The 26,989-nt window shown below is 55.8% G+C and carries 30 protein-coding genes and 1 tRNA gene; 20 read left to right on the forward strand and 11 right to left on the reverse strand.

The annotated features are described in order from the left end of the window. Positions 1-130 precede the first annotated feature (130 nt). Genes rpsR through rpmB form a run of 4 tightly spaced genes read right to left on the reverse strand, consistent with a single transcriptional unit; the run spans position 131 to position 1,107 of the window. Positions 131-382 carry a 30S ribosomal protein S18 gene (rpsR, locus tag WG934_RS06740; RefSeq protein ID WP_339979124.1) on the reverse strand — a complete coding sequence of 84 codons (252 nt, stop codon included), beginning with the start codon at positions 380-382 and terminating at the stop codon, positions 131-133. Between the two features lie 11 nt (positions 383-393). After that, a complete protein-coding gene (gene rpsN, locus WG934_RS06745) occupies positions 394-699 on the reverse strand; it encodes a 30S ribosomal protein S14 (protein ID WP_339979126.1) in 306 nt (101 codons plus the stop codon). Between the two features lie 4 nt (positions 700-703). Then, on the reverse strand, positions 704-868 hold the full coding sequence (rpmG, locus tag WG934_RS06750) for a 50S ribosomal protein L33 (RefSeq protein WP_005511413.1): 165 nt from the start codon (positions 866-868) through the stop codon (positions 704-706). 2 nt (positions 869-870) lie between these two features. Next, on the reverse strand, positions 871-1,107 hold the full coding sequence (gene rpmB, locus WG934_RS06755; protein ID WP_339979142.1) for a 50S ribosomal protein L28: 237 nt from the start codon (positions 1,105-1,107) through the stop codon (positions 871-873). Between the two features lie 492 nt (positions 1,108-1,599). On the opposite strand from rpmB, the gene WG934_RS06760 reads away from it, so the two are divergent. The 7 genes from WG934_RS06760 (at position 1,600) to WG934_RS06790 (ending at position 6,689) form a co-directional block, all read left to right on the forward strand. Beyond that, positions 1,600-1,866 carry a type B 50S ribosomal protein L31 gene (locus WG934_RS06760; protein WP_339979144.1) on the forward strand — a complete coding sequence of 89 codons (267 nt, stop codon included), beginning with the start codon at positions 1,600-1,602 and terminating at the stop codon, positions 1,864-1,866. Between the two features lie 21 nt (positions 1,867-1,887). Continuing rightward, positions 1,888-2,061 carry a 50S ribosomal protein L32 gene (rpmF, locus tag WG934_RS06765; protein ID WP_339979146.1) on the forward strand — a complete coding sequence of 58 codons (174 nt, stop codon included), beginning with the start codon at positions 1,888-1,890 and terminating at the stop codon, positions 2,059-2,061. A 177-nt stretch (positions 2,062-2,238) separates the two neighbouring features. Continuing rightward, on the forward strand, positions 2,239-2,931 hold the full coding sequence (locus WG934_RS06770; RefSeq protein WP_339979149.1) for a response regulator transcription factor: 693 nt from the start codon (positions 2,239-2,241) through the stop codon (positions 2,929-2,931). 152 nt (positions 2,932-3,083) lie between these two features. After that, the gene (locus WG934_RS06775; protein WP_445228225.1) at positions 3,084-4,493 is read left to right on the forward strand and encodes a sensor histidine kinase; all 1,410 of its coding nucleotides are present in this window, start codon (positions 3,084-3,086) and stop codon (positions 4,491-4,493) included. A 72-nt stretch (positions 4,494-4,565) separates the two neighbouring features. Further along, positions 4,566-5,849, forward strand: coding sequence for a S1C family serine protease (locus tag WG934_RS06780; RefSeq protein WP_339979155.1), 1,284 nt, complete (start codon positions 4,566-4,568; stop codon positions 5,847-5,849). A 151-nt stretch (positions 5,850-6,000) separates the two neighbouring features. Further along, a complete protein-coding gene (locus WG934_RS06785) occupies positions 6,001-6,486 on the forward strand; it encodes a MogA/MoaB family molybdenum cofactor biosynthesis protein (protein ID WP_339989625.1) in 486 nt (161 codons plus the stop codon). Beyond that, positions 6,486-6,689, forward strand: a complete 204-nt coding sequence (locus tag WG934_RS06790) for a hypothetical protein (RefSeq protein ID WP_339989323.1) — start codon at positions 6,486-6,488, stop codon at positions 6,687-6,689. The genes WG934_RS06785 and WG934_RS06790 overlap by 1 nt, the downstream gene beginning before the upstream one ends. A 22-nt stretch (positions 6,690-6,711) precedes the next feature. Here WG934_RS06790 and mscL read toward each other — a convergent pair whose 3' ends face one another. The 3 genes from mscL to WG934_RS06805 all read right to left on the reverse strand — a co-directional run bounded on the left by mscL (position 6,712) and on the right by WG934_RS06805 (position 8,762). Continuing rightward, positions 6,712-7,197, reverse strand: coding sequence for a large-conductance mechanosensitive channel protein MscL (gene mscL / locus WG934_RS06795; RefSeq protein ID WP_339979157.1), 486 nt, complete (start codon positions 7,195-7,197; stop codon positions 6,712-6,714). 101 nt (positions 7,198-7,298) lie between these two features. Beyond that, positions 7,299-7,910 (reverse strand): SAF domain-containing protein, encoded by a 612-nt coding sequence (locus tag WG934_RS06800; RefSeq protein ID WP_339989324.1) that lies wholly within the window; start codon positions 7,908-7,910, stop codon positions 7,299-7,301. A 132-nt stretch (positions 7,911-8,042) separates the two neighbouring features. Continuing rightward, positions 8,043-8,762: a 5-formyltetrahydrofolate cyclo-ligase gene (locus WG934_RS06805; protein WP_339979162.1), complete on the reverse strand. Its 720-nt coding sequence runs from the start codon at positions 8,760-8,762 to the stop codon at positions 8,043-8,045. A 94-nt stretch (positions 8,763-8,856) separates the two neighbouring features. On the opposite strand from WG934_RS06805, the gene WG934_RS06810 reads away from it, so the two are divergent. The 7 genes from WG934_RS06810 to WG934_RS06840 all read left to right on the forward strand — a co-directional run bounded on the left by WG934_RS06810 (position 8,857) and on the right by WG934_RS06840 (position 14,654). Continuing rightward, positions 8,857-9,804, forward strand: a complete 948-nt coding sequence (locus tag WG934_RS06810) for a UTP--glucose-1-phosphate uridylyltransferase (RefSeq protein ID WP_339989326.1) — start codon at positions 8,857-8,859, stop codon at positions 9,802-9,804. A gap of 40 nt (positions 9,805-9,844) precedes the next feature. Next, the gene (gene glp, locus WG934_RS06815; protein ID WP_339989328.1) at positions 9,845-11,125 is read left to right on the forward strand and encodes a molybdotransferase-like divisome protein Glp; all 1,281 of its coding nucleotides are present in this window, start codon (positions 9,845-9,847) and stop codon (positions 11,123-11,125) included. Positions 11,126-11,147: 22 nt separating this feature from the next. Beyond that, positions 11,148-11,771 (forward strand): GNAT family N-acetyltransferase, encoded by a 624-nt coding sequence (locus WG934_RS06820; protein WP_339989329.1) that lies wholly within the window; start codon positions 11,148-11,150, stop codon positions 11,769-11,771. A gap of 110 nt (positions 11,772-11,881) precedes the next feature. Continuing rightward, positions 11,882-13,177, forward strand: coding sequence for a divisome protein SepX/GlpR (gene sepX, locus WG934_RS06825; RefSeq protein WP_339979172.1), 1,296 nt, complete (start codon positions 11,882-11,884; stop codon positions 13,175-13,177). A 107-nt stretch (positions 13,178-13,284) separates the two neighbouring features. Then, positions 13,285-13,360: transfer RNA gene (locus tag WG934_RS06830), tRNA-Ala, on the forward strand. 82 nt (positions 13,361-13,442) lie between these two features. Next, positions 13,443-13,847 (forward strand): DoxX family protein, encoded by a 405-nt coding sequence (locus WG934_RS06835; protein ID WP_339979175.1) that lies wholly within the window; start codon positions 13,443-13,445, stop codon positions 13,845-13,847. A gap of 9 nt (positions 13,848-13,856) precedes the next feature. Beyond that, entirely contained in the window at positions 13,857-14,654 is a 798-nt protein-coding gene (locus WG934_RS06840) for a zf-HC2 domain-containing protein (RefSeq protein ID WP_339979178.1), read from the forward strand. Between the two features lie 28 nt (positions 14,655-14,682). Here the strand turns inward: WG934_RS06840 and WG934_RS06845 are convergent, their stop codons facing one another. After that, positions 14,683-16,233 (reverse strand): dolichyl-phosphate-mannose--protein mannosyltransferase, encoded by a 1,551-nt coding sequence (locus WG934_RS06845; protein ID WP_339979181.1) that lies wholly within the window; start codon positions 16,231-16,233, stop codon positions 14,683-14,685. A 56-nt stretch (positions 16,234-16,289) separates the two neighbouring features. Here WG934_RS06845 and rsmI point away from each other — a divergent pair, with 56 nt between their 5' ends. Beyond that, positions 16,290-17,135 (forward strand): 16S rRNA (cytidine(1402)-2'-O)-methyltransferase, encoded by an 846-nt coding sequence (rsmI, locus tag WG934_RS06850; RefSeq protein WP_339979183.1) that lies wholly within the window; start codon positions 16,290-16,292, stop codon positions 17,133-17,135. A gap of 186 nt (positions 17,136-17,321) precedes the next feature. Beyond that, complete coding sequence (locus tag WG934_RS06855) at positions 17,322-18,977, forward strand: BCCT family transporter (RefSeq protein ID WP_339989331.1); 1,656 nt, start codon at positions 17,322-17,324, stop codon at positions 18,975-18,977. A gap of 12 nt (positions 18,978-18,989) precedes the next feature. Here WG934_RS06855 and WG934_RS06860 read toward each other — a convergent pair whose 3' ends face one another. After that, positions 18,990-20,243: an aminodeoxychorismate synthase component I gene (locus tag WG934_RS06860; protein WP_339989332.1), complete on the reverse strand. Its 1,254-nt coding sequence runs from the start codon at positions 20,241-20,243 to the stop codon at positions 18,990-18,992. 69 nt (positions 20,244-20,312) lie between these two features. On the opposite strand from WG934_RS06860, the gene metG reads away from it, so the two are divergent. After that, positions 20,313-22,142, forward strand: coding sequence for a methionine--tRNA ligase (metG, locus tag WG934_RS06865; protein ID WP_339989334.1), 1,830 nt, complete (start codon positions 20,313-20,315; stop codon positions 22,140-22,142). A 29-nt stretch (positions 22,143-22,171) separates the two neighbouring features. Here metG and WG934_RS06870 read toward each other — a convergent pair whose 3' ends face one another. Together WG934_RS06870 and WG934_RS06875 are read right to left on the reverse strand one after the other, a co-directional pair. Then, positions 22,172-22,435 carry a hypothetical protein gene (locus tag WG934_RS06870; RefSeq protein ID WP_339979194.1) on the reverse strand — a complete coding sequence of 88 codons (264 nt, stop codon included), beginning with the start codon at positions 22,433-22,435 and terminating at the stop codon, positions 22,172-22,174. A 110-nt stretch (positions 22,436-22,545) separates the two neighbouring features. Then, on the reverse strand, positions 22,546-23,238 hold the full coding sequence (locus WG934_RS06875) for a TetR/AcrR family transcriptional regulator (RefSeq protein ID WP_339989336.1): 693 nt from the start codon (positions 23,236-23,238) through the stop codon (positions 22,546-22,548). 349 nt (positions 23,239-23,587) lie between these two features. Between WG934_RS06875 and WG934_RS06880 the strand changes: the two genes are divergently transcribed. From WG934_RS06880 to rsmA, 3 genes are all read left to right on the forward strand, one after another. Then, positions 23,588-24,421, forward strand: coding sequence for a TatD family hydrolase (locus WG934_RS06880; protein WP_339989339.1), 834 nt, complete (start codon positions 23,588-23,590; stop codon positions 24,419-24,421). Positions 24,422-24,670: 249 nt separating this feature from the next. Beyond that, positions 24,671-25,852 (forward strand): transglycosylase family protein, encoded by a 1,182-nt coding sequence (locus tag WG934_RS06885; RefSeq protein ID WP_339979198.1) that lies wholly within the window; start codon positions 24,671-24,673, stop codon positions 25,850-25,852. Between the two features lie 115 nt (positions 25,853-25,967). Continuing rightward, on the forward strand, positions 25,968-26,858 hold the full coding sequence (gene rsmA, locus WG934_RS06890; protein ID WP_445228226.1) for a 16S rRNA (adenine(1518)-N(6)/adenine(1519)-N(6))-dimethyltransferase RsmA: 891 nt from the start codon (positions 25,968-25,970) through the stop codon (positions 26,856-26,858). The last annotated feature ends 131 nt before the right edge of the window (positions 26,859-26,989 follow it).

Consider the following 26,989-nt stretch of genomic DNA (forward strand, 5'->3'; position numbering starts at 1 on the left):
CCTAGAGAAATAGAAACGGACCCGAGCCAAAAGACTCGGGTCCGTAGACGCTGTCGTCGCAGGTTTATTCACCATGCGGCCCCAGCGCCAAATCAGCCGTGAGGGACTACTAAATCCTCGACCAGCTTTTTTAGCGGCTGGTGAATGGCAGGAGTGCCATCTCGCGGGCATTCTTCACAGCGGTAGCGACCTGGCGCTGCTGCTGTGGGGTCAGGCCGGTGACGCGGCGGGAACGGATCTTACCGCGGTCAGAGATGAACTGGCGAAGCAGGTTGATGTCCTTGTAATCAACCTTCTCAACACCAGCAGCCTTGAGTGGGTTCTTCTTTGGGCGGCGGGACTGCTCCATCCGCGCCTTCTTATTGTTCTGATTGCGCTTCATTTGAGTCTTCCTTACCAGCTGGACTTACGAACGCCCGGGAGCTCGCCACGGTGGGCCATCTCACGAACGCGAACACGGGACAGGCCGAACTTACGGAGGTAGCCGCGTGGGCGACCGTCTGCAGCGTCGCGGTTGCGAACGCGAACAGATGCGGCGTCACGTGGCTGACGGTTCAGTTCGAACTGAGCGTCCATACGCTCTTCGTCAGTGGAGTTAGGGGACTTGATGATGCGCTTGAGCTCTGCGCGACGCTCGGCGTAACGAGCGACAATTTCCTTACGCTGCTCGTTCTTGGCAATCTTTGACTTCTTAGCCATGAATTTAGCGCTCCTCGCGGAATTCGACGTGCTTACGGACTACCGGGTCGTACTTCTTGATCGTGATGCGATCCGGGGTGTTCCGCTTGTTCTTACGCGTGACGTAGGTGTAACCCGTGCCAGCGGTCGACTTAAGCTTGATGATTGGACGAATATCGTTACGGGCCATCTTTAGATCTTCTCCCCACGTGCACGGATCTGGGCAACAACTGCTTCGATACCCTGCTTATCAATGGTCTTCAGACCCTTAGGAGACACGGTCAAAGTGATCGTGCGGCCCTCGGATGCGAGGTAGAACTTCTTTCGCTGCACGTTGGGATTCCAACGGCGCGACGTACGCCGGTGCGAGTGAGAAACGGACTTGCCAAAGCTTGGCTTCCGTCCCGTGACCTGGCAAATCGCCGACATGGAGATTTCCTTTGCTTCTTGGTGGCTCAACAACCACGACAACGGTGCACAAGGAATGACTAAAATTAGCCCCCGGCACTACGTTTTCATCGGCAATTGAGCGTAAACGAATAAACAGACAACAGCGAGAGTCGAGAATACACGGGGAACCCCTGAAAAACCTAATCGCCCGTACACGGTTCCGTATTACCTGCAACCGCTACGCACCTAGGCTCAGCCCAGATCAACTGTTGTGCTGCTTGACGACGAGTCGTCGCAAAGCATGCCGAGAGAATGCTGCAATAGAGCGATTAGGAATCTTACCAGTGACCTTGTACTATTTTCGGAGTCTCATCGGAAACTGCGCGAACGCATTAGGCCAACGCGTTAGGCCTCGATGAAACGGTCACGTACATCCCAACTCGGGCACGAACGCATCGTGATCTAGGTAATTCTAGAGCTCAGCCGATGTGAAAGCGACCCGTAGTTCAATCCTGAGGGAATCGAGAACTTATGAAGAAGGATATCCATCCTGATTACCACCCAGTGGTATTCAAGGACGCCGGCACGGGTCACTCTTTCCTGACCCGTTCGACCGCTACTTCCGACCGCACTATTGAGTGGGAAGATGGCAACGAGTACCCGCTGATCGTCGTTGACGTCACCAGCGAGTCCCACCCATTCTGGACCGGCGCACAGCGTGTCATGGACACCGCTGGTCGCGTTGAGAAGTTCCAGCGTCGTTACGGCAACCGCGTTCGCCGCACCAAGAAGAACTAAGAGTAAGGAGGGTAATTCGATATGGCAGTTCCAAAGCGTCGTATGTCGCGTGCAAACACTCGTGCACGTCGTTCCCAGTGGAAGGCCGACAACGTCGACCTCCAGGAAGTCAAGATCGACGGTCGTGTGGTTCGTATCCCACGTCGTCTGGTCAAGGCTGCACAGCTCGGCCTCATTGATGTTGAGCAGTACTAATTAGTTCTTAACTAGAACTCAAGCTTCGGCTGAAAAGACCCGCGCCACCTCCGGCATTGCCGGCAGGTAGCGCGGGTTTTTGTTTTCAGCGCTTGTGGGAGTCCGGGTTTGGGATATACAGGAACTTTTCAGTAAGTCTCTAGGCACGCAACATACATAGACGGCACAATGGAGAGTATGAAGATTTTGGTTGTCGATGACGATCAGGCGGTCCGGGAATCCCTCCGCCGTTCGTTGACGTTTAATGGCTATACCGTTGACCTTGCTGAAGATGGCTCACAGGCGCTGATGAAGATCGCAGACGATCGACCGGATTTGGCAATTCTTGACGTGATGATGCCGAAGCTCGACGGCCTGGATGTGTGTCGTCGTCTTCGCAGCGAGGGAGACGATCTTCCTGTGCTGATGCTCACCGCGCGTGACTCCGTTTCGGAGCGTGTCGCTGGGCTGGATGCTGGAGCGGATGACTATCTGCCTAAGCCTTTCGCTCTGGAAGAGCTTTTGGCGCGTGTTCGCTCCCTGTTGCGTCGTGCTGCTCTGGAACCATCGTCGTCAGCTGCGCCAGCAACCTTGTCTTTTGAGGATCTGACGCTGGATCCAGATACTCGTGAGGTGTTCCGTGGCGAGCGTCGTATCTCACTGACCCGCACCGAGTTTGCGCTGCTCGAGTTGTTGATGAGCAACCCTCGTCGAGTGCTGAGCCGTACCTCTATTTTGGAAGATGTGTGGGGATACGACTTCCCAACGTCTGGCAATGCGCTGGAGGTGTACATCGGTTACTTGCGTCGTAAGACGGAGTCTGAAGGCGAGCCTCGTCTTATTCACACCGTTCGTGGTGTTGGCTACGTGCTGCGGGAGACCGCTCCGTGATCTTGCGGCGTCGACGTCGGCTGGATACTAGTTCAGCTGGCGTCTCTTCTGTTTCTCCGACCGAAACCCCGGGAGTTCCGGGAGTTGTGCCTCCTGTAGTGGATCCGCGTGATGACCTTAAACGTGCTGAGCCTGCGGATGAGCACGGTGGGATCATTGAATTCCTACTACGGCGTTTTCGCATCGTGTCATTGCGGTGGCGACTGACCATCTTGACGGCGCTGATCGTAGCGGCATCCGTAGGGTTGATGACTTTGGCGGCGTTTGTCACTGTGCAGGCCACGCTGTACCGAGAAGTGGATAACAACTTGCGGGCACAGGCGACGCAGTTGCTGAATTCCCCGTATGCTTCCGAGTTCGCCATCGAACCGATGATTACGGCTGACACCCTAAAGATTTTGAACCCTGACCTGGATGCCATGTATTTCGGTCGGGGCAGTGTCACCGGTCGCGGTGATGTGATCGAACTAGGTGGCCCAGAACTGGCAGTCTTGCGTGGGCACCGATCGGAGTCTATCCGGACGGATGATTTCAATCAGCGACGTATTTTTGCCATCCACGATCCGTCGGGCGCTACTTTGGTGCTCGCTCAGGATCTGAGGTCAACTCGAACCATTTTGGGCTCATTGGGCATGGTCTTACTGATCATTTCCGTCATTGGCGTCTTATTCGCTGTCGCAGCAGGTATCACGGTTGCCACTGCCGGTCTGACTCCAGTAGCTCGATTGCGTAAAGCCGCGGAACGTGTTGCTGACACGGGAGAACTTCGTCCTATCCCCGTCGAGGGTGACGACGAACTCGCCAGATACACCCGAAGCTTCAACGAGATGCTCGTGGCATTGGAAGCATCGCGAACTAAGCAAACGGAGTTGGTGGCAGATGCGGGTCACGAGTTGAAGACTCCATTGACTTCACTGCGTACCAACGTCGAGTTGCTCATGATGGCATCCCGCCCAGGTGCAGCGGGTATTCCGGAACAGGATCGTGCGGACCTGGAAGCTGACGTCATCGCTCAAATCGAGGAACTGTCGACTCTGGTCGGTGACCTGGTGGATCTCGCTCGAGAAGATGGGCCTCAACAGGTTATCGAGGAAGTTGATTTGGTGGATGTCGTCGAGACATCGCTCGAGCGAGTGGAACGACGCCGACCAGACCTTACTTTCGACCTGAAACTGACGGATTGGTATCTGTTTGGTGATCCCGCGGCGCTGGGACGTGCAGTACTGAACCTTATGGATAATGCGGCAAAGTGGTCGCCTGAAAAGGGCACAGTACGGATTCGCCTGGTGCCTTTGTCCGAGGATTTGGCGGAGCTTACTGTCGCGGACTCCGGGCCGGGAATCCCAGCTGAGGACCGAAATAAGGTCTTTGAACGCTTCTTCAGGTCTATCCAGTCTCGGTCAATGCCTGGCTCTGGCTTGGGTCTGGCTATTGTGAAGCAAGTTATCGTCCGTCACGGCGGAACTATTGTTGCCGAAGAGTCTGACGACGGCGGTGCACAGATGCGTGTGTGTTTGCCAGGTTCGCCAGTTCGGAAGCATGACACAGAAATCGATGCCTAACTTTTGGACTTCACGGTCCAACTGAAGAGAATTCTCAGCTATTTGTTAGACGCATTGGGCAAGGTATTTACTATGACAAATCCAGATTCGAACGGACTGTTTGGTACGAGCGGTGGTTCCGGTTACGGGAGTTCCGGTCAGGGAAACTCACAGTGGGGTAGCACTCCACCACCAGGAAATGCATCTTTCGGTAGTTCCCCGCAGTACCAGCAGGCATATTCTGCGCAGCAGCCGAATGGTCTGGCACAGCCAGAGAAGAAGAGTGGTTCGAAGCTGGGGGCAGTGACAATCGCTGCGTTGATGTTGGGAAGCGCGGCGGTAGGTGGTGTCGCAGGAGCATTGGTCACTGACGGTGGCGGATTCGCGACAACCGCGACGGGTTCTCGTGGTGGCAACAATGCACTGGATGAGCCTGGTGCGAAGCGTACTGAGCCACCTGCACCGGGGTCGATTGAGGAAGTCGCGCAAAAGGTGCTGCCAAGCGTGGTGTCTATTCAGGTGAATTCGATGGCGGGCCAGGAATCTGGGTCGGGGTCAATTCTGTCGTCCGATGGTTTGGTGCTTACCAATAATCACGTTGTCGCTTCTGCCGAGAAGCCTGGCTCTGAAATGACTGTTCTGCTTAGCGACGGCTCCTGGCATCCAGCAACCGTCGTTGCTGGTGATGCTGCGACAGACATCGCTGTCATCCGTGTGGAAGGCGTCCGTGATTTACGTCCGATTTCTTTGGGTGAGTCAGATTCTGTGTCAGTAGGCCAAGAAGTTATTGCAGTGGGTTCGCCGTTGGGTCTGACTTCTACAGTAACGTCGGGAATTGTATCCGCGAAGAATCGTCCTGTTGCTGCAGGTCAGGGTGGTGAAACTTCAGTGATCGATGCGATCCAGACTGACGCCGCGATTAATCCTGGTAACTCCGGTGGCGCGCTGGTCGATATGGAAGGCAATCTTATCGGCGTACCCAGCGTTATTGCTTCGAACAGTGCTGAAGGACAGCAGGCTGGCAGTATTGGCCTAGGTTTTGCTATTCCGATCAATCAGGCGCGTCGTATTGCCGATGAACTCATTGAAAATGGTCGTGTGGTGATGCCCGCTATTCAGGCCCAGATTGATACGCAAGCCCCGGTCATGGGCGCGCTGGTGCGTGAAGTAACTCCTGGTGGGGCGGCTGAGCGAGCTGGTTTGAAGTCAGGTGATGTGATTGTGAAGTTCGGTGACCGCACTATCGACAACGGTATTGCACTGATAGCTGCTATCCGGTCGCATAAGGTTGGAGACACTGTCACACTTACAGTGACCGATGAGAATGGTGAACACGAGCGCACTGCTGATGTCACGTTGGATCCGGCTAGGGGCTAGTTCCGCGAGACGGTGGATAGCGATCATCCGTTAGTAGATTGGAATTTCCGTGAGTAAGCAAGAATCAGCCGAGGTTGATGCTCCAGCTGTGCAGTCCACCGAGCCTGGTTTTGAGCCCGATGCCGGTAGCTTGGCGGAGCTGGAACGACTGATGGATCCTGCGGTAGCTACGCGCCGTGCACTTATCGTTTTGTGCAGTGACCATCCGGAAGATGAAGACCGTTTGGGTGAGCTCATGGTTGAGCTGCTTGAGGAAGACGGTTTTATTGTCGATGCTGTCGTTGCAACTCCGTTGGCTAAGCGTAGTATTCGCCAAGCACTGGAGACTGCAGTAGTGGGTGGCGCAGATGTAGTCATCACCATCGGTGGTGTCGGTGTTGGCCCTCGTGATGTTACTCCGGAAGCTACCCGCAAGGTTCTGGATAAGCGCCTCATGGGCATCGAGCAGGCGCTTCGCGCGTCGGGGCTTTCTGCAGGATCTGCAGAGGCTGGAGTTTCCCGTGGTCTCGCGGGCGTTTCTGGTCAGACTCTCGTGGTGAATATGGCGAAAACCCGCGCGGCTATTCGCGATGGCATGGCAACGCTCGGACCGCTAGCCCACCATGTTTTGAAGGACCTGGGGCGTTGGGCAGTCTAATGGGCGAAGAAGGTACCCGTCGTCCACGCCGTAAGCGTCGTAGGGCAGGGGCTGCCCCAGAGGCATTTGCTTCACGACGAGATAGTGAACGCACCTCGCCACTGAAAAGCGAAAACCCCCCACCGGAAACTCCAGAAGAATCTTCTGAGTTTGATGAGGGGTTTTGGAACTCGGAACGACCACCACATTGGGGCAGTTCCTAGAAGGTTGAGTTTCTAAGAACTCTTACTTTGCGTGACGTGGGCCTTCGTCGAGGTCCTCGATGCCCTGCTTAGCAAGGGACTCGTCGGTTGCATTGAGTTCGGAGCGAGGCGTGCGGTTCTGCTCTGCAAGCAGGTCGCGGATCTCGGTGAGCAGGTCTGCCTCGGTGGTTTCCTCTTCAGCAGGGGTTTCCAGCTTAGCTTCGCGGATCTCGTTGAGCTTGTTCATCGGTGCGACGATGAGGAAGTACACAACTGCAGCGACGAGCAAGAAGTTGATTGCTGCGGAGATGACCGTACCGAAGTCAAGGAAAGTGTTCGCCTTGTCCTGAAAGATGCGGAAGCCCAGGCCATCCGCTGCATTGGTGCCACCGACAGCATTCAGCAGTGGCTGAATGAGGTTTTCGGTGAATGCAGTGACAATTGCGGTGAATGCCGAACCGATAACGACACCGACTGCGAGGTCGATGACGTTTCCGCGCATGATGAATTCTTTGAATCCCTTGAGCAAGGAAGTTCCTCTCAAATAAAAGCGTGAACAGCCACGAATCTTGGCCCCATGGAGTATCCCACGATCGAGCCCGCTATGGCGAGTTATTGACTGCGGTCATCTTATGCAGCATCAGTCATTGTTGACAAGACAAGAGATAAAGGAATATCTAGACTTGCCGTCGCAACCTCCCCCGCTCGCTCTCTGGGGAGCGCTAGGAGTACCACGCCGGTTTCATTGTCCGTAACGAGTACACGCGCGCCCGGGGCGATAAGGTGAACGGAATTCTGCTCTTGACCAGCAGAAAAAATATCTACGACTGCGCCGGTATGCAGTACAGGCAAAATGCCTTGGTCATGCGGTGTGATTGCTACTACATGGGCGTTTGGCACCCCCGTTAGTTCAGCTGCTAGCTCTTTGCCGACGAATCGAGGTTCAGTCAATACCTCATTGCGTGCGATTGGCGTAGCTACTCGGCGTCCGACGACACCCTCAGCCGACGCAAAGCTGTGTTGTGACACAAGACCTTCGGGAATTGCAGTCAGAACCACATCGTGTTCAGCAACCTCTGCACCTGCCGAAATATCGCGGGCAGCAACAGCAACGGTGACATGACCTGATTCTGGCTGAACGCGATCGGCGATAACGAGTGCGACGGCTATAGCAAGAAGAAACATGGCGATTGCTTGTCGCCACAACCGGCGCGGATTCGCACGCCGAAATGAATGACGCATGATGGAACTCCAAGTGGATGGCAGTGTGTAGTAAAAGTCCCTCTACTTATACGGACGCTGCGTAACCACTTTCGGTTCCATCGCTTCGAACTGCATCTGAGTTAAATCCGGTGGACTACACCACAGTGTGGGTCAAATCGTGGTGATTCCGTCAGCGGTGATGATGGCATCGACAGGAACATCATGATCGTCAAATGGCACATGATCGACTAGTTCGGAAGGGTGTAGGAGCAAACCAATGAGTTGCTTAGTCTCCTGGACCCCCTCGGGAGAACCGTCAACCGATACGCGACTGCGCTGCTGGACTAGCTCCAGTGAGCGGTCATAGTAGCCTGCGCCTCGCCCCATCCTGTTTCCGTTGCGGTCTCCAGCAATTCCTGGAAGCAACACAATGTGTGCCCCGACGATCGCGGACGTGCCTAGGCGTTCGCCCGCAGGTTCGTACAGACCGTACTTACCGGGAACCAGTGGCTCTTCCAGGGAAGTGTCGTAGCTTGCCCAGTTGAGTGCTGATGGTTTACCTGGCGGGCAGATCGGCAAAAGAAGCTCCGCTTCTGCTGGAATGCCCTGGCGAATCCTGTCCAAGAAACGCGTCGTTGCAGCAAGTGCCTCGGGAATCTTGTCCCCACCAGTGGCGCCAGGCTCAGTTTCCACAGGAGCAAAACAGGTGATTACTGGAGTGGTGATTCCGGCGTTCTTCAGCGACTCACACTGTTCGTTTACCCAGGTCAGGGTGTTGTTGATCAGGCGATCGTCGTGAAGCTGGCGAGTAGAACGCAGCATTTGGTCGCGCTGCTCCAAGAGCCACTGCCGGAGCTCTGGTTTCGTCTCAAATCGTGGCAAAGTACCCATGTTTATGAGAATACGCCGAGAATGCGAAACGAATGTCAAACTTCACCGCCTTGGCTCCGCAGATTCGAAAGATGTTGTGGGTATCGTGGCCACTATGATCCCTGCGACCGATTCTGACGTGACTTCAGCGGAAGAGCGTGTGATTACACCTGCCCGCACCGTAATTGTTCCCGCAGCTGGCATGGGAACCCGCTTTTTGCCAGCTACGAAGACGGTTCCGAAAGAGCTACTACCCGTAGTGGACACGCCAGGTATCGAGATTATTGCCGAAGAGGCGGCAAGCGCCGGTGCATCTCGGTTGGCTATCGTGACGGCTCCATCGAAGGACGGGGTGCTGGGGCATTTCGATGCTCGCCCGGACCTGGAAGAGCTGTTGAATCAGCGTGGCAAGGAAAAAATCGCGGCGAAGGTTGCTCGCGCATCCGAAGTAATCGCAGTGGAATCCGTTATTCAGGACAAGCCGCTTGGTTTGGGGCATGCAGTGCTGGTCGCAGAGCAGTTGCTTGCTGATGACGAAGATAGTGTCGCCGTCATGCTCCCAGACGACCTGGTCTTGCCGATGGGCGTCATGGAACGCATGGCCGCAGTCCGTGAGCAGTTTGGTGGTTCGGTGCTGTGTGCGCTGGAAATCCCTCGTGAAGAAGTCTTCAACTACGGTGTGTTCGACATCGAAGATGCAGATGGCAGCGCGGATAACAACGAGATCGTCAAGCGCGTGAAGGGCATGGTGGAGAAGCCATCCCCTGAAGAGGCGCCATCAAACTTTGTCGCAGTTGGTCGCTACCTGTTGGATCGCGCAATCTTCGATGCGTTACGACGAATCCCGCGTGGCAAGGGTGGTGAGTACCAGCTGACCGACGCTATCGAGCTGCTAATTCAAGAAGGTCACCCAGTGCATATTTTGGTGCACCAGGGCTTCCGTCATGACCTGGGTAATCCAGGTGGTTTTATTCGCGCGTGTGTTGACTTTGGGTTGAAGGATCCGGCATATGGCCCAGGACTAAAGAAGTACCTGGAACAACGGTTGGCTGAAGAGCAATAGACTCAGTTAGTAACTACGGCTGTTTGGCTAGGAGGATCTTGTGCGTTCGGTAGAAGAACAATTGGCGGCAATTACCGCTAATGCAATGCGGCCTGATCCAGTACGTATTGCAATTTCTGAGTCGTTGGGGCTTCTCTGCGCTGAGGATGTCTTGGCGGAGCAACCGTTGCCAGGATTCGTGCAGGCTGCCATTGACGGATACGCCGTCCGTGCGGTCGATGTGGGTGGCCAAACTGGTGCTTTACGTAGCGCCGGAGAGGGCTCTTTGTCCTCTTTCGAGGAAGTAGAGCTTCCGGTTGTGGGCGAAGTGTCTGCTGGTTCTCAGCACCCGATGCGTTTGCAGCCTAATCAGGCGGTTCGTGTGCAGACCGGCGCTCCGCTGCCAACGTTGGCGGACGCAGTATTGCCACTGAACTGGACTGATCAGTCGGGAAAGGGCGGTCGCCGTGTGACGGCGCTACGTCCGGTTCGCACCGGTGATTTCATTCGTCGTGTTGGCGACGACGTCCAGCCAGGTGACATTGCAGTTTCAGCTGGGTCCGTCATTTCACCTGCTCAGGTCGGTTTGTTGGCGGCTGTTGGCAGGTCGAAGGTGTTGGTGCATCCGAAACCACGCATGGCTGTGATTTCTATCGGCAAGGAATTGGTTGATATTGATCGCACCCCTGGGCCAGGCCAGGTCTTTGATGTGAACTCGTACGCATTGGCGTCTGCCGGACGTGATGCGGGCGCAGAGGTGCACCGCGTGGGCATCGTTGATGGAGAGCCACGTCGTATCCGTGAGATCATCGAGGGCCAGCTGATCAAGAGCGAATTGCTGGTCATCACCGGTGCAGTTGGTGGGCAAGCTGGCGAGGAGATCCGTCGTCTGTTGTCGGAGCTGGGCGACATGGATGTGTCGCGTATCGCCATGCATCCAGGCTCAGTGCAAGGCTTCGGATTGGTCGGTGACGACCGCGTGCCAACGTTCTTGCTGCCTTCCAATCCAGTGTCGGCGCTCATTGTCTTTGAAGTAATGGTCCGACCTCTGATTCGCCTGGCGTTGGGGAAGCGGAATCCGCGACGTCGTACGGTATCGGCGCGTGTTGTTGCTCCGATTGAATCGGTGGAGAATCGTCGTGGATTCATTCGTGGCCAGCTCATGCGTGATCGGGAAACTGGCGAGTATTTGGTGCAGCCACTTGGCGGTTCCGGTGGTGCGCAGACGCACTTGCTGGCAGGTATGGCGGAGTCGAACTGCCTTATTGTTATCGATGACGATGTCACGTACGTCCGTCCCGGCGATGCCGTAGACGTGTTGTTCCTAGCGCGACAGGCCTGAGCTTAAGGTGCGCACTTTTCGCTTGCTGACAGACGCTGGTGCTGTTCGGCTTCGTAGCCCTGCGCGTAGCGACGGTCGCCGTTGGCGCGAGCTTCGCCTCGCTGACGAGAACATTCTCCGTAAAGTTGAGCCCACCGTTGGAGTGCCTTGGGCTGATGCGCACACATTGCGTGAGTTTCGCCGGTTCCGTAGAAGGTGGCATGCGTCTGAGCTTGCCGGAACTGGGATAAGCGCCGTTATCGATCTTGACGACGAATTCGTCGGCATGGTGACCATTGGCGGTATCCAACCATTCCCTATTTCTACGTGTTGGATTGGTTACTGGGTTAGTTCTGAGTACGTGGGTAAGGGAATCGCCACGGCGGCGCTTGCGTTGGCCTGCGATTATGCCGCCAGTATGGGTGTGCATCGTATCGAAGCGACGGTCCGCGCAGACAATACTGCGTCCATCAAGGTGTTGAAGAATTGTGGTTTCGTCGAAGAGGGCGTTGCCCGTGAGGCGTTCCATATGGACCACGCATGGCGCGATCATCTCATGCTGTCCAATATCGAGGGCGCTCGGACGGTAGATCGGCTTGTTGAGGCAGGGAAGTTCCGTCGTGAAGCAGCTCCTACTGAAGACGACTGTGATTGGGACTTACGCTGAGTTGAACTCTGGCTAACATGCCGTGAATTTGCGGCGTGGCACAATGTTGCGTGCACGCTGGGGCGATACGGTGTAATGAACTTAACAAGAGCCCGGAGGAGCCCCCAAGAATGTCGACTTCGTTGATTCTGGTGCTATTCATCGTGGTGTGGCTATTTGTGCTGGCACCGCTCGTGGTGAATACCCGTGAGCCGATTCGTCGCACATCAGACGCGCTGGGAAAGACTCGCCTGTTGCACCGTGGTGGTGACGAGGTGGAATCGTCGCGTCGTCGTCCGACGTTGTCTGCGCGCGATGTGCGACATGCTGAGGAAGTCGATGAGTCGTTGGAGACCGTCGATCCGGTAGTCGACGATGCCGATGATCTCTCTGATGTGCTTATCGACGATGACCCAGTGAAGCCGACTAAGTTTGCGCGGAAGACTGCGGAGCACAAGTCTGATGACGCTGATGGCGCTGATGACGCTGATGGGTCGGCTGCGCCGGAAGCGGCACCGGAAGCGGAAGTCGTCGACGGTGACGTTGTCTACGAGTTGGAGTCGGCAGGCGACAAGGCTGACGAGTCGGACAACGATACTGACGCCGATGCGAAGACTGCAGAATCCGCAAATGTTGACGGGGAGCAAGATTCGGAACCAGCTGCCTCGGCAGTTCGCGCAGACGAAGGAGCCTCGGCTGCTACGGCCGTCACGGCCAAGCTTGAGCCGATGTCGGCCGATGACATTGATGTCGCAATCGAAGATGCAATTGCTGATGAGCTTGTTTCTCAGCGCACTGTCGATGTCGATGCTGAGGCTGACTCCGGCTCTGACGCAGTAGCTGATGTGGAGGACGAGTCGACTGCCGACGCGGATTCTGAGACTGACATCGATGCGGAAGACAGTGGCAATGCTGTCGCGGTTGGTGCCCGAAACGATGCTGACCAGCTTGATGACGAGCTCACCGAAGATGACTATGCTTTCGCCGAGCGTCGACGTGGACGTGGCGGTTTCGACCCAGTGTCGGACGCAAAGTACGCTGCAACTCGCTTCGAACGTCGTCGTCGTTCTGTGGCAGGTCTTGTCGCGCTCATTGTCATTCTGGCTGTCGCGGCCTTCTTCATCGGTGGCTGGGCTTGGTGGATGCCACTTGTCGGTGTCGGTCTGCTGACGTTCTACTTGGTGACTTTGCGTCGTACCGTCATGGCTGAGCAGGAGCTGCGTGCCCGCCGTATTCGTCGTATGAAGATGTCCCGACTTGGAGTACGCAACAATGAAGATGAAGAACTCGGTATTCCAGACCGTCTTCGCCGGCCAGGCGCCGTCGTCGTAGAAATTGACGACGAAGCCCCAGAGTTCGCCGACCTCCCTTATGGCGAGTTCGATGACTATGACGACGGCGACGATTACCGTCGCGCTGTTGGCTAAGCAATAACCGTCGAAAAGCTCTCGGCACTACGTTCTAGCAGCTGATTTCAAATGAACACCTGAGGCGCGTAACATGAAAATAGCTACAGCGCAATCGCAGTAGTGTTGGGGCTATAGCGCAGTTGGTAGAGCATCTCGTTCGCAACGAGAAGGTCAGGGGTCCGATTCCCCTTAGCTCCACCATGACACACCGGGTGTGATGGCAGAAAGTCCTCTCCAAGGGGTTGGAGGGGGCTTTTTTGCGTGGTGCGGTACCATAACCGGCATGAACCGACCCGCCGTACGTGACGGAGCGCTGCTGATACTCCGATTGATTCTTGGCGTGATTTTCATTTTTCATGGCTGGGACAAGATTTTTGGCACGGGTGTCGAGGCCACCACGGGCTACTTCGTGGCAGCTGGCATTCCGCAGGCAAGTCTGACGGTATGGGTTGTCGCACTCGTTGAGCTCGTCGGTGGGGCGCTGCTCATTCTGGGACTGTTAGCGCCGACCGTGGCAATCATTCTCGCCATCGAGATGCTGGGGGCTTGGTGGGCCGTCCACTGGGGAAATGGGTTGTTTGTACGTGACGATGGCGCAGAATTGGTTCTCTCGCTCATTGGCGGGCTCATCATCGTGTTTGTGTTTGGTTCAGGGCGAGTAAGCCTCGACCGACTGTTCACTAGGTAGAGGAAAGTCATGGATTGCGAACGTGTCAGGGCAGCGTTGTCTGCTCGACTCGATGGCGAAACCTCGGGAGCTGACGACGACGTCGTCGATGCTCACCTCGATGCATGCCAAGAGTGCCAGGCCTGGTTTGAAAAGGCAGTCTCCCTGAATCGATCGTTGTTGATGGGGCCAGCGTCGTCGTCAGGTCTGTTCAGCGAAGTGAACTCGACCCCAGGCGCGGTGGATCTGAATCTGGATGATCTATCAGAAAGGATCTTGTCGACGGTCGAACCAGAGCGACGTCGCCGCGAACGCGCATGGCTGTTCATGTCAGGTAGCGCACGTGTTGTTTTGGTGATTCTGGGTTTGCTATGGGTGGCGTGGGCGATCATGTCTCTGGTGCATGCCAGCGACATTGCGCAGTCGGTTAATGCTGCTTATGAAGACATGTTTGGTTTCGAGTCGGCATCGATCACCTCGACGCTGGATCCAATGGCGGAAGGCGCTCGCCTTGCTGTCGAACTGGCAGCTATTCGCCTGGCGTTGGCAGTGGGGTTGTTCTGGGCATCATGGCGACCACAAGCCGCGATGGGCATGATGCCGGTCTACGGCGCTATTGCCATGTTTTCGTTTGGCTTTGGCACCCGTGACATGATTCTCGGTGCGTTCACCGTGGCAGATGCTTCCGGCATGGTGTTGATGATTCTTTCTGCGATTGCCCTGGGCATGGTCTGGCTTGGTGGCTTCACCCCAGCTGCATTCGCTCAAGCATGGCGAGCTGCATCTGGTGACCCGGTCCCAGGACTACCTCAGTCACGGTGGTCATAGTGGTGTGACGGGGCCGTCGCAAAGCTCACTACTTCCAGCTTGGCAGCCAGAAGCGCAGATTGAATGTGTCCTCTGGCAGCGGAATACCAGTCATGATGGGGAGCCAGAAAACGAACGAGGCGAGGACAAGGCCCGCGTGGAGTGATACCAAAGCCAGTCCCACCCGACGTCCCTTGACAGTCCAACGTGCGAGGTCACTTGCAATCAACGCGAATGCGATAAGGACAAAAGGAATAAGCGCAGTCGCATAGAAGAAATACATTTGGCGGTCGTACGCGATAGCCCATGGCACCCACGACACGACGAATCCAACAACGGCAATTCCGTAGCGATGATCTTGCTTGACCAGCCAGCGCCACATAGCCCACACCATGACCGGAACGAGCAACCACCAGATTGGTGGCGTTCCGAATAGCATGAGCCAACCCTTGCAATCCCGATCCCCGAAACACTGAGTCTCAGTGGAGTAGTAGAGCATGGGGCGCCATGAAACCAGCCATTCCCACGGCTTCGATTCCCACGGGTGCTCATGGCCACCGGACGTGGTGAGTGAGCCGTGGAATTCCAGCACGCCCCGCTGGTAATGCAGGTAATTCAGAATAGGTTCGGGAAGCCAGTCGAAGCCGAGAGGACCTGGATCGCGGTCGGCTGGATTCTGGTGACGGTACACCGAGGTCTCTTCGGCAAACCAGGAACGCCACGACATAAAGTAGACGATGAGTGGCACGAGGACGAGGTCTCGTAGCGCTGGTGCGGTGTCGCGACCGAGAGCACCAGTGACAGGCTTGTCCACTCCGGCGCGCTTTCGGTCAACGAGGTCGGAAAACACGCTCCAGAGTCCAAGTCCAGCGATGTAGTAGAGCCCCGACCACTTCACGCCTAGCGATAGCCCCAGCAAAATGCCGGCTGCCAGACGCCACCACCGCCAACCGAGATACGGGCCAATGGGGGAGTCCAGAATGGTTCCAGCATCACGATTTTCGCGGAGGCGACAGACTACATCGTCCCGGTCGAGCATCAGAGCCCATACCGCACCGATGACAAACACTGCTTGAATCATGTCCAGCATGCCGACGCGCGAAGACACAAACAAGACGCCGTCCAGCACGGCATACATACCGACGATGGTGACTGCAAGGGTAGAGCCACTGAGTCGTCGCACAATGTCCATCAATGCCATAACGACGAGAACACCTGCGACAGCGGACATGAATCGCCAACCAAGTGGCGTATACCCAAAGAGCCATTCGCCGATAGCAATGACATGTTTAGCAACAGGTGGATGGACGATTAAACCAAAGCCAGGGTTGTTCTCGATACCACCAGATATCGGATCACCAGTGGACTGGAGGATCTGCCATGCTTGCGGTACGTAGTGCTTTTCATCGAATAGAGGAGTGCCCTCGTCAGTGGGATGGGAAATCCACGTGAAGCGAGAAACAGCAGTCACCAGTGCAATAACAGCGAAAACCCACGTATCTGCCGTCGTCCAACGTACTGGCGTACGGAGTGACTTTGGTTCACGTCGCGCGCGTGCGCGATGAGGTTTTTCTACCGAAATTGTTTGAGTCCCGTCCACTGTTACGAGTTTAGGCAATGTCATTAGGAATCTCTGCTTACGGATAGGATCGCAGTATGTCGGTACTCGAGCCAGGAATCACACTTGCAGCTACTCCACTGGGAAATATCGGTGATGCAACCGATCGTTTGCGCAGTGCTTTGGCTGAGGCGGATGTCATTGCAGCGGAAGACACTCGTCGCGCCCGCAACTTGGCATCGGCGTTGAACATTGAGATCCGTGGTCGCGTGGTGTCGAATTTCGACCACAACGAGGAATTCCGTATTACTGAGCTTCTCGACGCCGCCCGCAGCGGCCAGCGGGTGTTAGTGGTGACGGACGCAGGCATGCCGGTGGTGTCGGATCCAGGTTTGGCAGTGGTGGCGGCAGCGCGTGATGAAGGCCTGCCGGTGACATGTATTCCTGGGCCGAGTGCAGTGACGACTGCGCTTGCCTTGTCCGGGCTGAAGGTCGGGCACTTTTGTTTTGATGGGTTCGCACCACGCAAGCAGGGAGCTCGTCGGGAATGGCTGGAGTCTCTGAAGGCTGAACGACGTGCGTGTTGCTTCTTTGAATCACCACATCGGTTGGCCGTGACGTTAGCTGACGCAGCTGAAGTGTTAGGACCGTCGCGCCGGGCAGCGGTGAGTCGTGAGCTGACGAAGATGTACGAAGAAACCAAGCGAGGCACCCTCGGAGAGCTCGCTGAGTGGGCTGCGGGTGGAGTGCGCGGAGAAATTACGGTTGTCATTGAAGGCGCTGAAGCGGCGTCGGCCACGATGTCCATGGAAGAACTGGTGCAACTCGTGGAGGATCAAGTAGCGGATGGTGTCCGCCTGAAGGATGCCTGCAAGGCCGTGGCAAAGAGCGCACGCATGACGAAGCATCGGGAACTCTACGAGGCAGTTCTAAGTGCACGCTAATGGTGACGAACAGTCACTAACGGGTGATCCACTCTGGGATTGTTAGGAAACTGTGATGTTGGGTCGCCATAACTTGACGTGAACTGCAGAAACTTCAGTGGTGGTGTCTGAGGATTAACAAGAGAAACCTCATATTTTCATGAATACAAGTTGAAAAGACCCAGCGCACGCGGTCAAGCTAGAAGAATGACCGATCCACACCACGAAGAATTAATAGGACAGGCTGAAAAAGAGCCCGGTATCGATTTGGGAGTGACAATCCCAGCTGCGTTGTCGATTCTGGCTATTGTGCTGTGGGGCTTGATCAGTCCAGATTCGTTTTCCAACTTCGCAGGAAATTCTCTCAGCTGGGTTGTCACCAACTTTGGCTGGTTGTTCGTCCTTGCAAGTACCGTTTTCGTTTTCTACATCTTCTTCATTGCTATGTCGAAGTTCGGCCATATCCGGCTAGGGCGCGAAGCTGAAGCACCGGAGTTTTCGACTCCGAGCTGGATTGCCATGATGTTCGCTGCCGGCATGGGCATCGGTCTGATGTTCTACGGCGTTGCGGAACCACTGAACTTCTATCGCGATGGTGTTCCAGGACATGAGAAACAAGAAGTAGGTACGGCGATGGCCTCCACGATGTTCCACTGGACGCTTCATCCGTGGTCGGTGTACGCCATCGTTGGTTTGGCCATTGCATATGGTTCCTACCGACTGGGACGTAAGCAGCTGATCTCCGCAGCTTTCATTCCACTGATTGGTGTCAAAAGGGCAGAAGGCGGCATCGGTAAGATCATCGATATCCTCGCAATCTTTGCGACGGTATTCGGTACAGCAGCCTCGCTCGGCCTGGGCGTCATGCAGATTTCGGCTGGACTGAAGTACACCGGCATGATCAGCACTGAATCTATGTGGTTGTGGTTGGGCATCATCCTGGTACTTGGTGTGGCATTCTTGGCATCTGCGTTGTCAGGCGTGGGCAAGGGTATTCAATACGTGTCCAATTTCAACATGGTTGCTGCGGCAATTCTTGCCTTGTTCGTTCTCGTCCTTGGTCCGACGGTGATCATCATGAATATGATGCCAACGGCACTGGGCTCGTACCTCTCGCAGTTCTTCGAAATGGCCTCTCGAACTGCTAACTCAGTTGATGGCACCGCTGGAGAGTGGCTAAGCTCCTGGACCATCTTCTATTGGGCATGGTGGGTTTCGTGGACTCCGTTCGTCGGTATGTTTATTGCTCGTATTTCGCGAGGGCGTACTATCCGTGAGTTCGTTTTCACCGTGGTCCTCGTTCCATCGATTGTGTCGGTGGTGTGGTTTTCCATCTTCGGTGGTACTGCTATTCACCATGAGCAGGACGGAACATCGATCTGGGGTGACGGCAGTGCCGAAGGACAGCTGTTTAACCTGCTGGATCAGCTTCCAGGCGGATTCGCTGCATCGCTTTTGGCAATGGTTTTGTTGGCAACATTCTTCGTTACTTCCGCAGACTCGGCATCGACTGTCATGGGCACGATGAGTCAGAACGGTCGCGAAACGGCGTCACGCCCAATCACGGCAATGTGGGGTATCGGTACCGCAGCTATTGCCATGATTCTTCTCCTCACGGGTGGCGAGGATGCCCTGTCGAATTTGCAGAACGTCACTATTCTGGCCGCAAGCCCGTTTGTCATCGTTATTTTGTTGCTGATGGTTTCTCTGGTGAAGGGGCTCATGGAAGACCCGATGTACTTGGATGACCGCGAACAGCGTCGATTTGCGTTGAAGATGGCTCGCGAACGTCGCATCAGCGAGGCACAAGATAGGCGAGAACACCGTCAAGTCCGCCGCATGAAAATGACGAAGGACTACTAAGTAGAAGATCAGCTACTCAAACAGCGGCGCAACTTTGGATTGAATCTCTGCCCATTCTTGCGCAGGCTGAGAGTCGATCGTGATCCCGCCACCAATTCCCGTTTCAACGCGGACGATATTGGTGGCGGGATCGTCGTAAAATTCGGCCGTGCGAATGGCCACGCTGAGTTCTAGTTGAGCGCCTGTCGACGCGCCAATACAGCCACAATGCACGCCACGGGAGACTGGCTCCCACGTTGCCAACAATTCTTGGGCGCGGAGCTTAGGTGTGCCAGTCACAGATGCAGGCGGGAAACATGCCTCGATGACATCCGCGTGGGGCAACGTCTCCGGAATATCTGCTTCCACCGTAGAGAACAAATGCCAGACGCCCGGGGCAGGTCGAACTGACAGCAAGTCAGTGACCCGGACACCGCCGGTGCGTGCGATTTGACCCAGGTCGTGGCGGACGAGATCGACGATCATGATGTTCTCGGCCACGTCTTTGTCACTTGCCAGCAGCTCGGCCGGGTCAGCTGTAATTGGCAAAGTGCCCTTGATCGGCGTTTCGGTGACGGTGCCCTTGTTCCGAATCAGGAATTCTTCCGGTGACAGGGACGCCACCGTCGGTACGCTTTGCGACGGGCACCCAGGAATGAACGCAGCTCGTGCCGGGGAGAACTCTCGTACTTTGGTGGCGAACCAATGTGCAGAGGCCACGAGTGACGCATCTGTAGTGAGCTCGCCATAGAAGCGGGTAGAGATACAGGCTTGGTAGACCTCACCGGCTTGAATTGCCTCCTTGCAGGCGGTTACCCCACGGGTGTGAGCAGACTCGTTGCCGTTGTCCCATGCAATTGTTGGCGCGGTGGCCTCACGAGCACCACTGAAGGCATGACGTTGCACGTCGGCGGGGACGTTGATGGCGTGCCAGGAGCCGTCGTTAAGTACTAGTACTGATCTAGAGATCCCTCCGAAAGCAGGACCGGAATAGGGGCGAACGCCGAAAAACCAGGGGGAATTGTGAGGAGTGCCACGACCACCGGGCTCGCAGGTTAACTCTGCGACGGATGTCGGCGCGTTTTCCGCAGTAGGGAAGAGATCAACAGGATCCATGGTGCGAACCGAAATGTCCGGCGCAATCACTGCCTCATACCCAAACCAATCACCAATCAGAGCCGCTGGCCGGTATCCCGCAGCCACGAGATTGAGGATGACACTGGCAGCGTCAATCTTGTTGCTGTCGACAGGTTTTCCGTCGCTGGAGACTGGTGTTTGAACACTCACAACTGACAAGCGTAGGACATCGATCGAGGGTAAATGGGGATGACCCAGGTGATGGATTATTCTGTATATATGTCTCGCATCCTCACAGCTGTCGCATGGCCGTACGCGAATGGTCCCCGTCATATCGGGCACGTCGCAGGTTTCGGTGTTCCTTCGGACGTTTTTGCCCGCTACCAGCGAATGTGTGGCAACGATGTGCTGATGGTTTCTGGCACCGATGAGCACGGAACTCCACTGCTCGTGCAGGCTGAGAAGGAAGGCGTGACGGTTCAGGAACTTGCGGACCGCTACAACAGCCAGATCGTCCATGACTTGGCCGGGCTGGGGTTGTCATACGACTTGTTCACGCGTACGACGACTCGGAACCACTACGCAGTCGTCCAGGAACTCTTCCGCGGTCTGCATGACAACGGCTACATGGTTCGTCAGACCACGATGGGTGCGATTTCGCCGTCCACAGGCCGTACTTTGCCCGACCGCTACATCGAAGGAACGTGCCCAATTTGTGGCGCGGGCGGTGCCCGCGGCGATCAGTGCGATAACTGTGGCAACCAGCTCGATCCTGCCGATCTCATCGATCCAGTATCCAAGATCAACGGTGAAACCCCGAAGTTCATTGAGACTGAGCACTTTTTGCTCGACCTTCCTGCGCTTGCCGACGCTCTCGCGGACTGGCTGAAGGGACGCGAAGATTGGCGTCCGAACGTGCTGAAGTTCTCGCTGAACCTGCTTGACGACATCCGCCCGCGTGCCATGACTCGTGACATCGACTGGGGTGTGCCAATCCCGCTGGATGGTTGGAGCGACAACAACGCCAAAAAGCTCTACGTCTGGTTCGATGCTGTGGTGGGTTACCTGTCTGCGTCTATCGAATGGGCCTACCGCACTGGTGATCCCGAAGCGTGGCGCAAGTGGTGGAACGAAGACGATGCATTGTCCTATTACTTCATGGGTAAGGACAACATCACGTTCCATTCCCAGATCTGGCCAGCTGAGCTGCTTGGTTATCGTGGCGAAGGCTCCCATTCCGGTACCGCCGGCGAGCTCGGTGCATTGAACTTGCCAACGGAAGTTGTCTCGTCTGAGTACCTGACCATGTCTGGTTCAAAGTTCTCGTCTTCCAAGGGTGTTGTCATTTATGTCAAGGACTTCCTGAAGGAGTTCGGTCCCGATCCGCTGCGTTACTTCATCGCAGTTGCTGGCCCAGAGAATCAAGACACCGACTTCACGTGGGATGAGTTTGTCCGCCGCGTCAATAACGAGCTCGCGAACGGTTGGGGCAACCTGGTCAACCGCACCGTGTCCATGGCGCACAAGAATTTCAAGGAAGTACCAGCTCCGGCTGAACTACTTGACGACGACCGCGCGCTCATCGACCTCGCAGATACGACCTTCAACTCCGTCAGCGAGAGCCTGAAACTGTCGAAGTTCCGTGCAGGAATTACAGCCGTCATGCACCTGGTTGGTGAGGCAAATGCTTACATTGCAGCGCAGGAACCGTGGAAGTTGGCGAAGGACGAGTCGCAGCGAGATCGCTTGGCGACGGTGCTGTGGACCGCATTGCAGGTAGTAGCAGACTGCAACGTCATGTTGACACCATTCCTGCCAGCTAGCGCACAGAAGGTATTTGAAACCTTGGGTGGCGAGGGTATTTGGGCAGCGATGCCGGAGGTCCGTGAGGTACAGGACGATATGCCAGTTGACCCAGTTGGTGTGGGGATTCCGGAAGCCGGACGCACGTACCCAGTCATCATGGGCGACTACGTCAATCAGAAGGCAACGTGGGGCCGTTACGACATGGTTCCAGGAACCTCGCTATCAAAGCCAAAGCCTCTGTTTATGAAGCTCGACCCAGAGTTGGCCGAAACTGGCCCAGAGTGGGCTCCAGTAGTGAAGTAGCGACACCGGCTGGTGCGTACTTCAGTGATCTAGGATTCGCCGAGCAGCGAACTCGCTGACCACGCTGCTTCCAGATGGCCGATGCCCAAGTCCATGGCATCGGCTGCACGGCGAAGCTCCTCGATGACGGTTGCCACCGTGTCTTCAGAGGTGCGTACCGACGAGTCGTCGACAAGTAGGTTGTTTGGATCCCACACCTCGGCGCTAGCGATGAGCTGGCGTAGTTGATCAACAATGCCACTGAGACCCTCGTGGGTCATACCAACCTGGTGATAAAGCTCCTGTGGGCGCATAAGTTTAACGCTAGCAACGAAAAAGCGGGTACACACTTTGATAGGTGTGTACCCGCTGAACTGTCTAGCAAAAGAATATGCCTGCGAGATGTAACTAGTTCAGGTGGAAACTAGCGTGCGGAGAGGAAGCCAGCATTAATTCCGGCGATGATGAAGTCAACCTTCTTATCGAGGTATCCACGAGCATCCAACGTTGCCGTTGCGAAGTCGGAGTTCTTCTCAATCGCTTCTGAACGAGCCTGGCGAAGCACCTGGTGATTCACCTGATCCAATGCCTGTGCGTTTACTTCACGTGTAGCCTTCAGTGCCGTCATGCCAAGGTGGGTGCCAGCACAGGTTGAGGTCAAGAAATCAACAACAAAGTCGATTTCTTCCTCCGCACATGGTGCGCCCTTCTCCCGCAGTGCGCCAGCGAGAGACTGAACGCGGGGTTGGAAGTGGACCAGCGTGCCAGGGTGGCTAAACAGTATGTGGTCGGTGCCTGGGTACGCATCCATAAGCTCCCAGCTGCCGTCGACGAAATCGCGAGCGACTTCTTCCCAGGAACCATCAAGGTTCAGTGGGCGGAACTGCGATGCGATGTATTCCATGCAGCGGTCAACCAGTGCATCGCGGGATGGAACCACGCGGTACAGGGACGGCGCGGAGACTCCCAGTTTCTTCGAAACCTCGGCGAGTGTGAACTGCTCCAGACCCACTTCAAGTGCTGACTTGATTGCGTCATCAATGCTGAAGCTTGGCTTAGGCCCGGTCTTGCGTCCGCGGTACGGCGAGGAACCGTTACTACTAACAGAGTTAGGCATGTATCGAACTCTACCGCTTAGTTTCGTTGAGTTGTCACTTAACGACCTGTGAGATTAACCGCAAATCTATTAACGGGGTAATCCATTTGCGTAGCCTGGATTTCCCTATTAGTGCCGTGCCTTGATTGGGGGAGGTGTCACGATGTGTGTGAACTGTGTTTTTGTTCGGCAGGCGCACGGTCGGTGATTGTAGGTGTCGCGCCCCATATGGTGGCCCATAATTGTGTGGGGGTATCCATTTTGTGACCAAATACACAATCTTGAATCGCTTTTGCGTGTCGCCAACGTTCTCTGGTGTTCTCTAATACTCGCGCATGGGGTTCGCGACGGGCTATGAAACAATGTGCGTATGTCCAAGAAGAAGCGTCGCATTGCGGAACCGGCACCATTTCTTACCCCTCTCTTTGATGCGCATACGCATCTCGCCTCCTGCGGGGCGCGCGAAGAGCCTGACGTTATTGCTTTGATGGACCGCGCTGCAGCAGCCGGGGTTATTGGCGTTTGCACAATTGGCGATGGCCTGCCGGAAACGGAGCTCGCTTTCACTGCGGCGCACATGGATCCACGTGTCTGGGCGGCGGTTGCTATCCATCCGACGAAGGCTCAGCAGCTTGACGACGTCGCAAAGCAGCGCCTCACTGAGATGGCGCAGGATGAGCGTGTGGTCGCGATCGGTGAGACGGGTCTGGACTGGTATTGGATCGATAAGATGGAGGACTGCGCTTCTCGAGATGAACAGTTCGAGTCGCTGGCCTGGCATATGGAACTAGCGAAGTCAGTGGGGAAGCCACTGATGATCCATAATCGCGATGCGGACGAGGACCTGATGGAGCAGCTGCGGGGCTACGACAATACTGTCATCCTGCATTGCTTTAGTTCGCCCATCGATGTTGCTCGTGAGGCTTTGCAGCGTGGGTACATCCTGAGCTTCACGGGCAATGTCACGTTCAAACGTAACGACGAGCTGCGACAAGCGGTCGCCGAGGCTCCAGTGGAGCAGTTGCTCGTGGAAACGGACGCTCCTTATATGACTGCGGAGCCTTTCCGGGGTGCGCGAAATGAGTCCGCCTTCATTGGGTGGCAGGCCCGTGCGATGGCAGAAGTACGTGACCTGCCCGCTGAAGTGATGGCGAAGCAGCTAACTGACAATGCCACCAGGGTTTATGGCATCGAACTGAATTAATAGTTCTGTGACGGTTGTTTCCATATGTTGTGCAAGAAATGCTTGTGGCGACGTTGGGGGTACTACTGCTTGTGAAAAAGAGTGATACGTCACTCTTTTGGGTTTGTTGTTGGACATTTACGCGTCCTTTATCGTATTGTTACCGAAGAATTGTGACAGGCAAGAAACGGTCACGTGCGGATCACGCTCGCTAGCGCGATTCAGACACCGACCGCCCAACGCACCCAAGCGCAGACAGAGGAAACCTTCGTGGCGAATCAGAAGCAACACATCAACCGTCAGAACAACAAGATCTCGACCCCACAGAAGCTGGTCGCAGGTGGCTTGACCGTCGCCTTCGCAGCTACCGGTGGCGTCGCAGCGGCTGGCTACCAGAATGTCACTGTCGACATCGACGGTGAGATCCAGCAGGTCTCCACCATCTACGGTGATCAGCAGCGCATTCTCGACCGCGCAGGTATCACTGCTGGACCAAAGGACATTGTCCGCGAGCAGGGTAACCTGAAGGACGGTGGCAAGCTTGTCTACCGTTCCGCAAAGCCTGTCCACCTCGTTGTAGATGGCAAGGAAACCCAGATCACCACGAACGCGGTATCTGTGGATGAGCTCATCAAGTCCCTGCCAAACGTGGCTGACACTGATGATATCGACGCTCCAAAGGGTCGTATCCCAGCTGAGGGCATCAAGCTCTCCATCACCACTGCAAAGGACATTGTTCTGCAGGACGGTGGCAAGGAGCAGCCACTGAACATTGCTGCCGCGACTGTAGGTGACGTGCTGAAGCAGCGTGGCATCAAGTTGGGTAAGTCTGACACGGTTTCCCCTTCGGTAGACACCAAGCTGACCGACGGCATGCTCGTTGACGTTTCCCGCATCATCGAGAAGACCATTGAAGAGACCAAGGCTATCGAGCCAACCGAGCAGGTTGTTGAAGATGCTGATCTCTACGAGGATGAGCGCGTTGTAGACACCGAGGGTGTCGCTGGCGAAAAGCTCGTCGAGGTCAAGGTCACCACTCGTGACGGTGTTGAAATGGCACGCGAGGTGCTGAAGGAGACCGAGGTTAAGGCTCCTACTGCAACCGTCATTCGACAGGGCACCAAGGCTCGTCCATCGGCAGCTCCAGCTGCTTCGTCGGAATCCTCCGCAGCTTCCTCTGCGGCAGCAGCTCCAGCGGTTGCAAACGGTTCGGTCTGGGACTCCCTGGCTCAGTGTGAGTCCGGTGGCAACTGGCACATCGACACTGGCAATGGTTTCTCTGGTGGTCTGCAGTTCCACCCACAGACTTGGCAGGCATACGGTGGTGGCGCATACGCTCCAACCGCTGCAGGTGCATCGCGTGAGCAGCAGATCGCTATCGCTGAGAAGGTTCAGGCTTCCCAGGGTTGGGGCGCATGGCCAGCTTGCTCGGCACAGCTGGGCCTGCTCTAAAACTTCCGCAGTTCTTCTGCGACTTCACAATTCACGTGACGACGTCAGTGCGTGGGGCTTTCCCCACCTCTGGCGTCGTTGCCGTTTGACTAGTTCCTGTGCAACGTAGGGTTTAATAGACACTGTGCGATTCCTTGGGCCTGTAGAAATCCGCGAATTGGCGGCTGAACTTGATCTGACTCCAACAAAGAAGTTGGGCCAGAATTTTGTGCATGATGCCAACACCGTGCGTCGGATCGTCGCCGCTGCGGATCTATCGCCGGAGGACTACCCAGTTGAAGTGGGGCCGGGGCTTGGCTCGCTCACACTTGGTCTCCTAGAGCACTGCGGACGCGCTGCAGCCGTCGAGATTGATTCCCGGTTGGCAGGTCGGCTGCCACAGACAGTGGGGGAGTGTGCTCCAGATCGTCCGCTGTATTTGGTACACAAAGATGCGATGCAGGTGACGCAGACAGATTTTGCTGATGCTCCTCAGCTACCGACGGCCTTGGTAGCAAACTTGCCATACAACGTTTCTGTTCCTGTGCTGCTTCACATGTTGGCTGAGTTCCCCTCTATTCGACGGGTGTTGGTCATGGTGCAGTCGGAAGTGGCTGACCGGCTAGCAGCACAGCCAGGGTCCAAGATCTACGGTGTACCCAGTGCAAAGGCATCGTTCTATGGGGCAGTAAAGCGTGCGGGCGCGATTGGGCCCCATGTGTTTTGGCCGGCGCCAAAGGTTGATTCAGGGCTTGTGCGTATTGACATGTACGGGCACGAAGGGGCACCAGCAGCGCCATGGCCTCTCACTGCGCAGATGCGGGACGCTGTGTGGCCACTCATCGATGCCGCTTTTGCACAGCGTCGTAAGACACTGCGGGCAGCGTTGTCTGGGGTCTACGGATCGGGAGCTGCAGCAGAAGAGGCGTTGACTGCGGCGGGAATCGACCCGACATTGCGTGGGGAAAAACTCGATATTTCTGACTTCGTGCGTTTGGCAACAGTGACACAGTTGGATAACGGGTGACCTAAGTTCCTAACAGTTGTGTAAAGAGTTTGCCCAATTGTTGGTGAGATTTTCCTTAAGAACCGGCTCGTACGCTGCGTCAATGTTGCGCATGATGGGGCGTTCAGATCTTTTCGGCTCAGAATCAAATT

Origin of the sequence: Corynebacterium sp. H78, assembly GCF_037572275.1 — a bacterium.
Taxonomy (GTDB): Bacteria; Actinomycetota; Actinomycetes; order Mycobacteriales; family Mycobacteriaceae; genus Corynebacterium.

What these genes read in the sequence shown, in the direction of transcription:
- rpsR (WP_339979124.1), bottom strand. Translation starts at nt 382, where the DNA reads ATGAAGCGCAATCAGAACAATAAGAAGGCGCGGATGGAGCAGTCCCGC.
- rpsN (WP_339979126.1), bottom strand. Translation starts at nt 699, where the DNA reads ATGGCTAAGAAGTCAAAGATTGCCAAGAACGAGCAGCGTAAGGAAATT.
- rpmG (WP_005511413.1), bottom strand. Translation starts at nt 868, where the DNA reads ATGGCCCGTAACGATATTCGTCCAATCATCAAGCTTAAGTCGACCGCT.
- rpmB (WP_339979142.1), bottom strand. Translation starts at nt 1,107, where the DNA reads ATGTCGGCGATTTGCCAGGTCACGGGACGGAAGCCAAGCTTTGGCAAG.
- WG934_RS06760 (WP_339979144.1), top strand. Translation starts at nt 1,600, where the DNA reads ATGAAGAAGGATATCCATCCTGATTACCACCCAGTGGTATTCAAGGAC.
- rpmF (WP_339979146.1), top strand. Translation starts at nt 1,888, where the DNA reads ATGGCAGTTCCAAAGCGTCGTATGTCGCGTGCAAACACTCGTGCACGT.
- WG934_RS06770 (WP_339979149.1), top strand. Translation starts at nt 2,239, where the DNA reads ATGAAGATTTTGGTTGTCGATGACGATCAGGCGGTCCGGGAATCCCTC.
- WG934_RS06780 (WP_339979155.1), top strand. Translation starts at nt 4,566, where the DNA reads ATGACAAATCCAGATTCGAACGGACTGTTTGGTACGAGCGGTGGTTCC.
- WG934_RS06785 (WP_339989625.1), top strand. Translation starts at nt 6,001, where the DNA reads ATGGATCCTGCGGTAGCTACGCGCCGTGCACTTATCGTTTTGTGCAGT.
- WG934_RS06790 (WP_339989323.1), top strand. Translation starts at nt 6,486, where the DNA reads ATGGGCGAAGAAGGTACCCGTCGTCCACGCCGTAAGCGTCGTAGGGCA.
- WG934_RS06800 (WP_339989324.1), bottom strand. Translation starts at nt 7,910, where the DNA reads ATGCGTCATTCATTTCGGCGTGCGAATCCGCGCCGGTTGTGGCGACAA.
- WG934_RS06805 (WP_339979162.1), bottom strand. Translation starts at nt 8,762, where the DNA reads ATGGGTACTTTGCCACGATTTGAGACGAAACCAGAGCTCCGGCAGTGG.
- WG934_RS06810 (WP_339989326.1), top strand. Translation starts at nt 8,857, where the DNA reads ATGATCCCTGCGACCGATTCTGACGTGACTTCAGCGGAAGAGCGTGTG.
- sepX (WP_339979172.1), top strand. Translation starts at nt 11,882, where the DNA reads ATGTCGACTTCGTTGATTCTGGTGCTATTCATCGTGGTGTGGCTATTT.
- WG934_RS06835 (WP_339979175.1), top strand. Translation starts at nt 13,443, where the DNA reads ATGAACCGACCCGCCGTACGTGACGGAGCGCTGCTGATACTCCGATTG.
- WG934_RS06840 (WP_339979178.1), top strand. Translation starts at nt 13,857, where the DNA reads ATGGATTGCGAACGTGTCAGGGCAGCGTTGTCTGCTCGACTCGATGGC.
- rsmI (WP_339979183.1), top strand. Translation starts at nt 16,290, where the DNA reads ATGTCGGTACTCGAGCCAGGAATCACACTTGCAGCTACTCCACTGGGA.
- WG934_RS06855 (WP_339989331.1), top strand. Translation starts at nt 17,322, where the DNA reads ATGACCGATCCACACCACGAAGAATTAATAGGACAGGCTGAAAAAGAG.
- metG (WP_339989334.1), top strand. Translation starts at nt 20,313, where the DNA reads ATGTCTCGCATCCTCACAGCTGTCGCATGGCCGTACGCGAATGGTCCC.
- WG934_RS06870 (WP_339979194.1), bottom strand. Translation starts at nt 22,435, where the DNA reads ATGCGCCCACAGGAGCTTTATCACCAGGTTGGTATGACCCACGAGGGT.
- WG934_RS06875 (WP_339989336.1), bottom strand. Translation starts at nt 23,238, where the DNA reads ATGCCTAACTCTGTTAGTAGTAACGGTTCCTCGCCGTACCGCGGACGC.
- WG934_RS06880 (WP_339989339.1), top strand. Translation starts at nt 23,588, where the DNA reads ATGTCCAAGAAGAAGCGTCGCATTGCGGAACCGGCACCATTTCTTACC.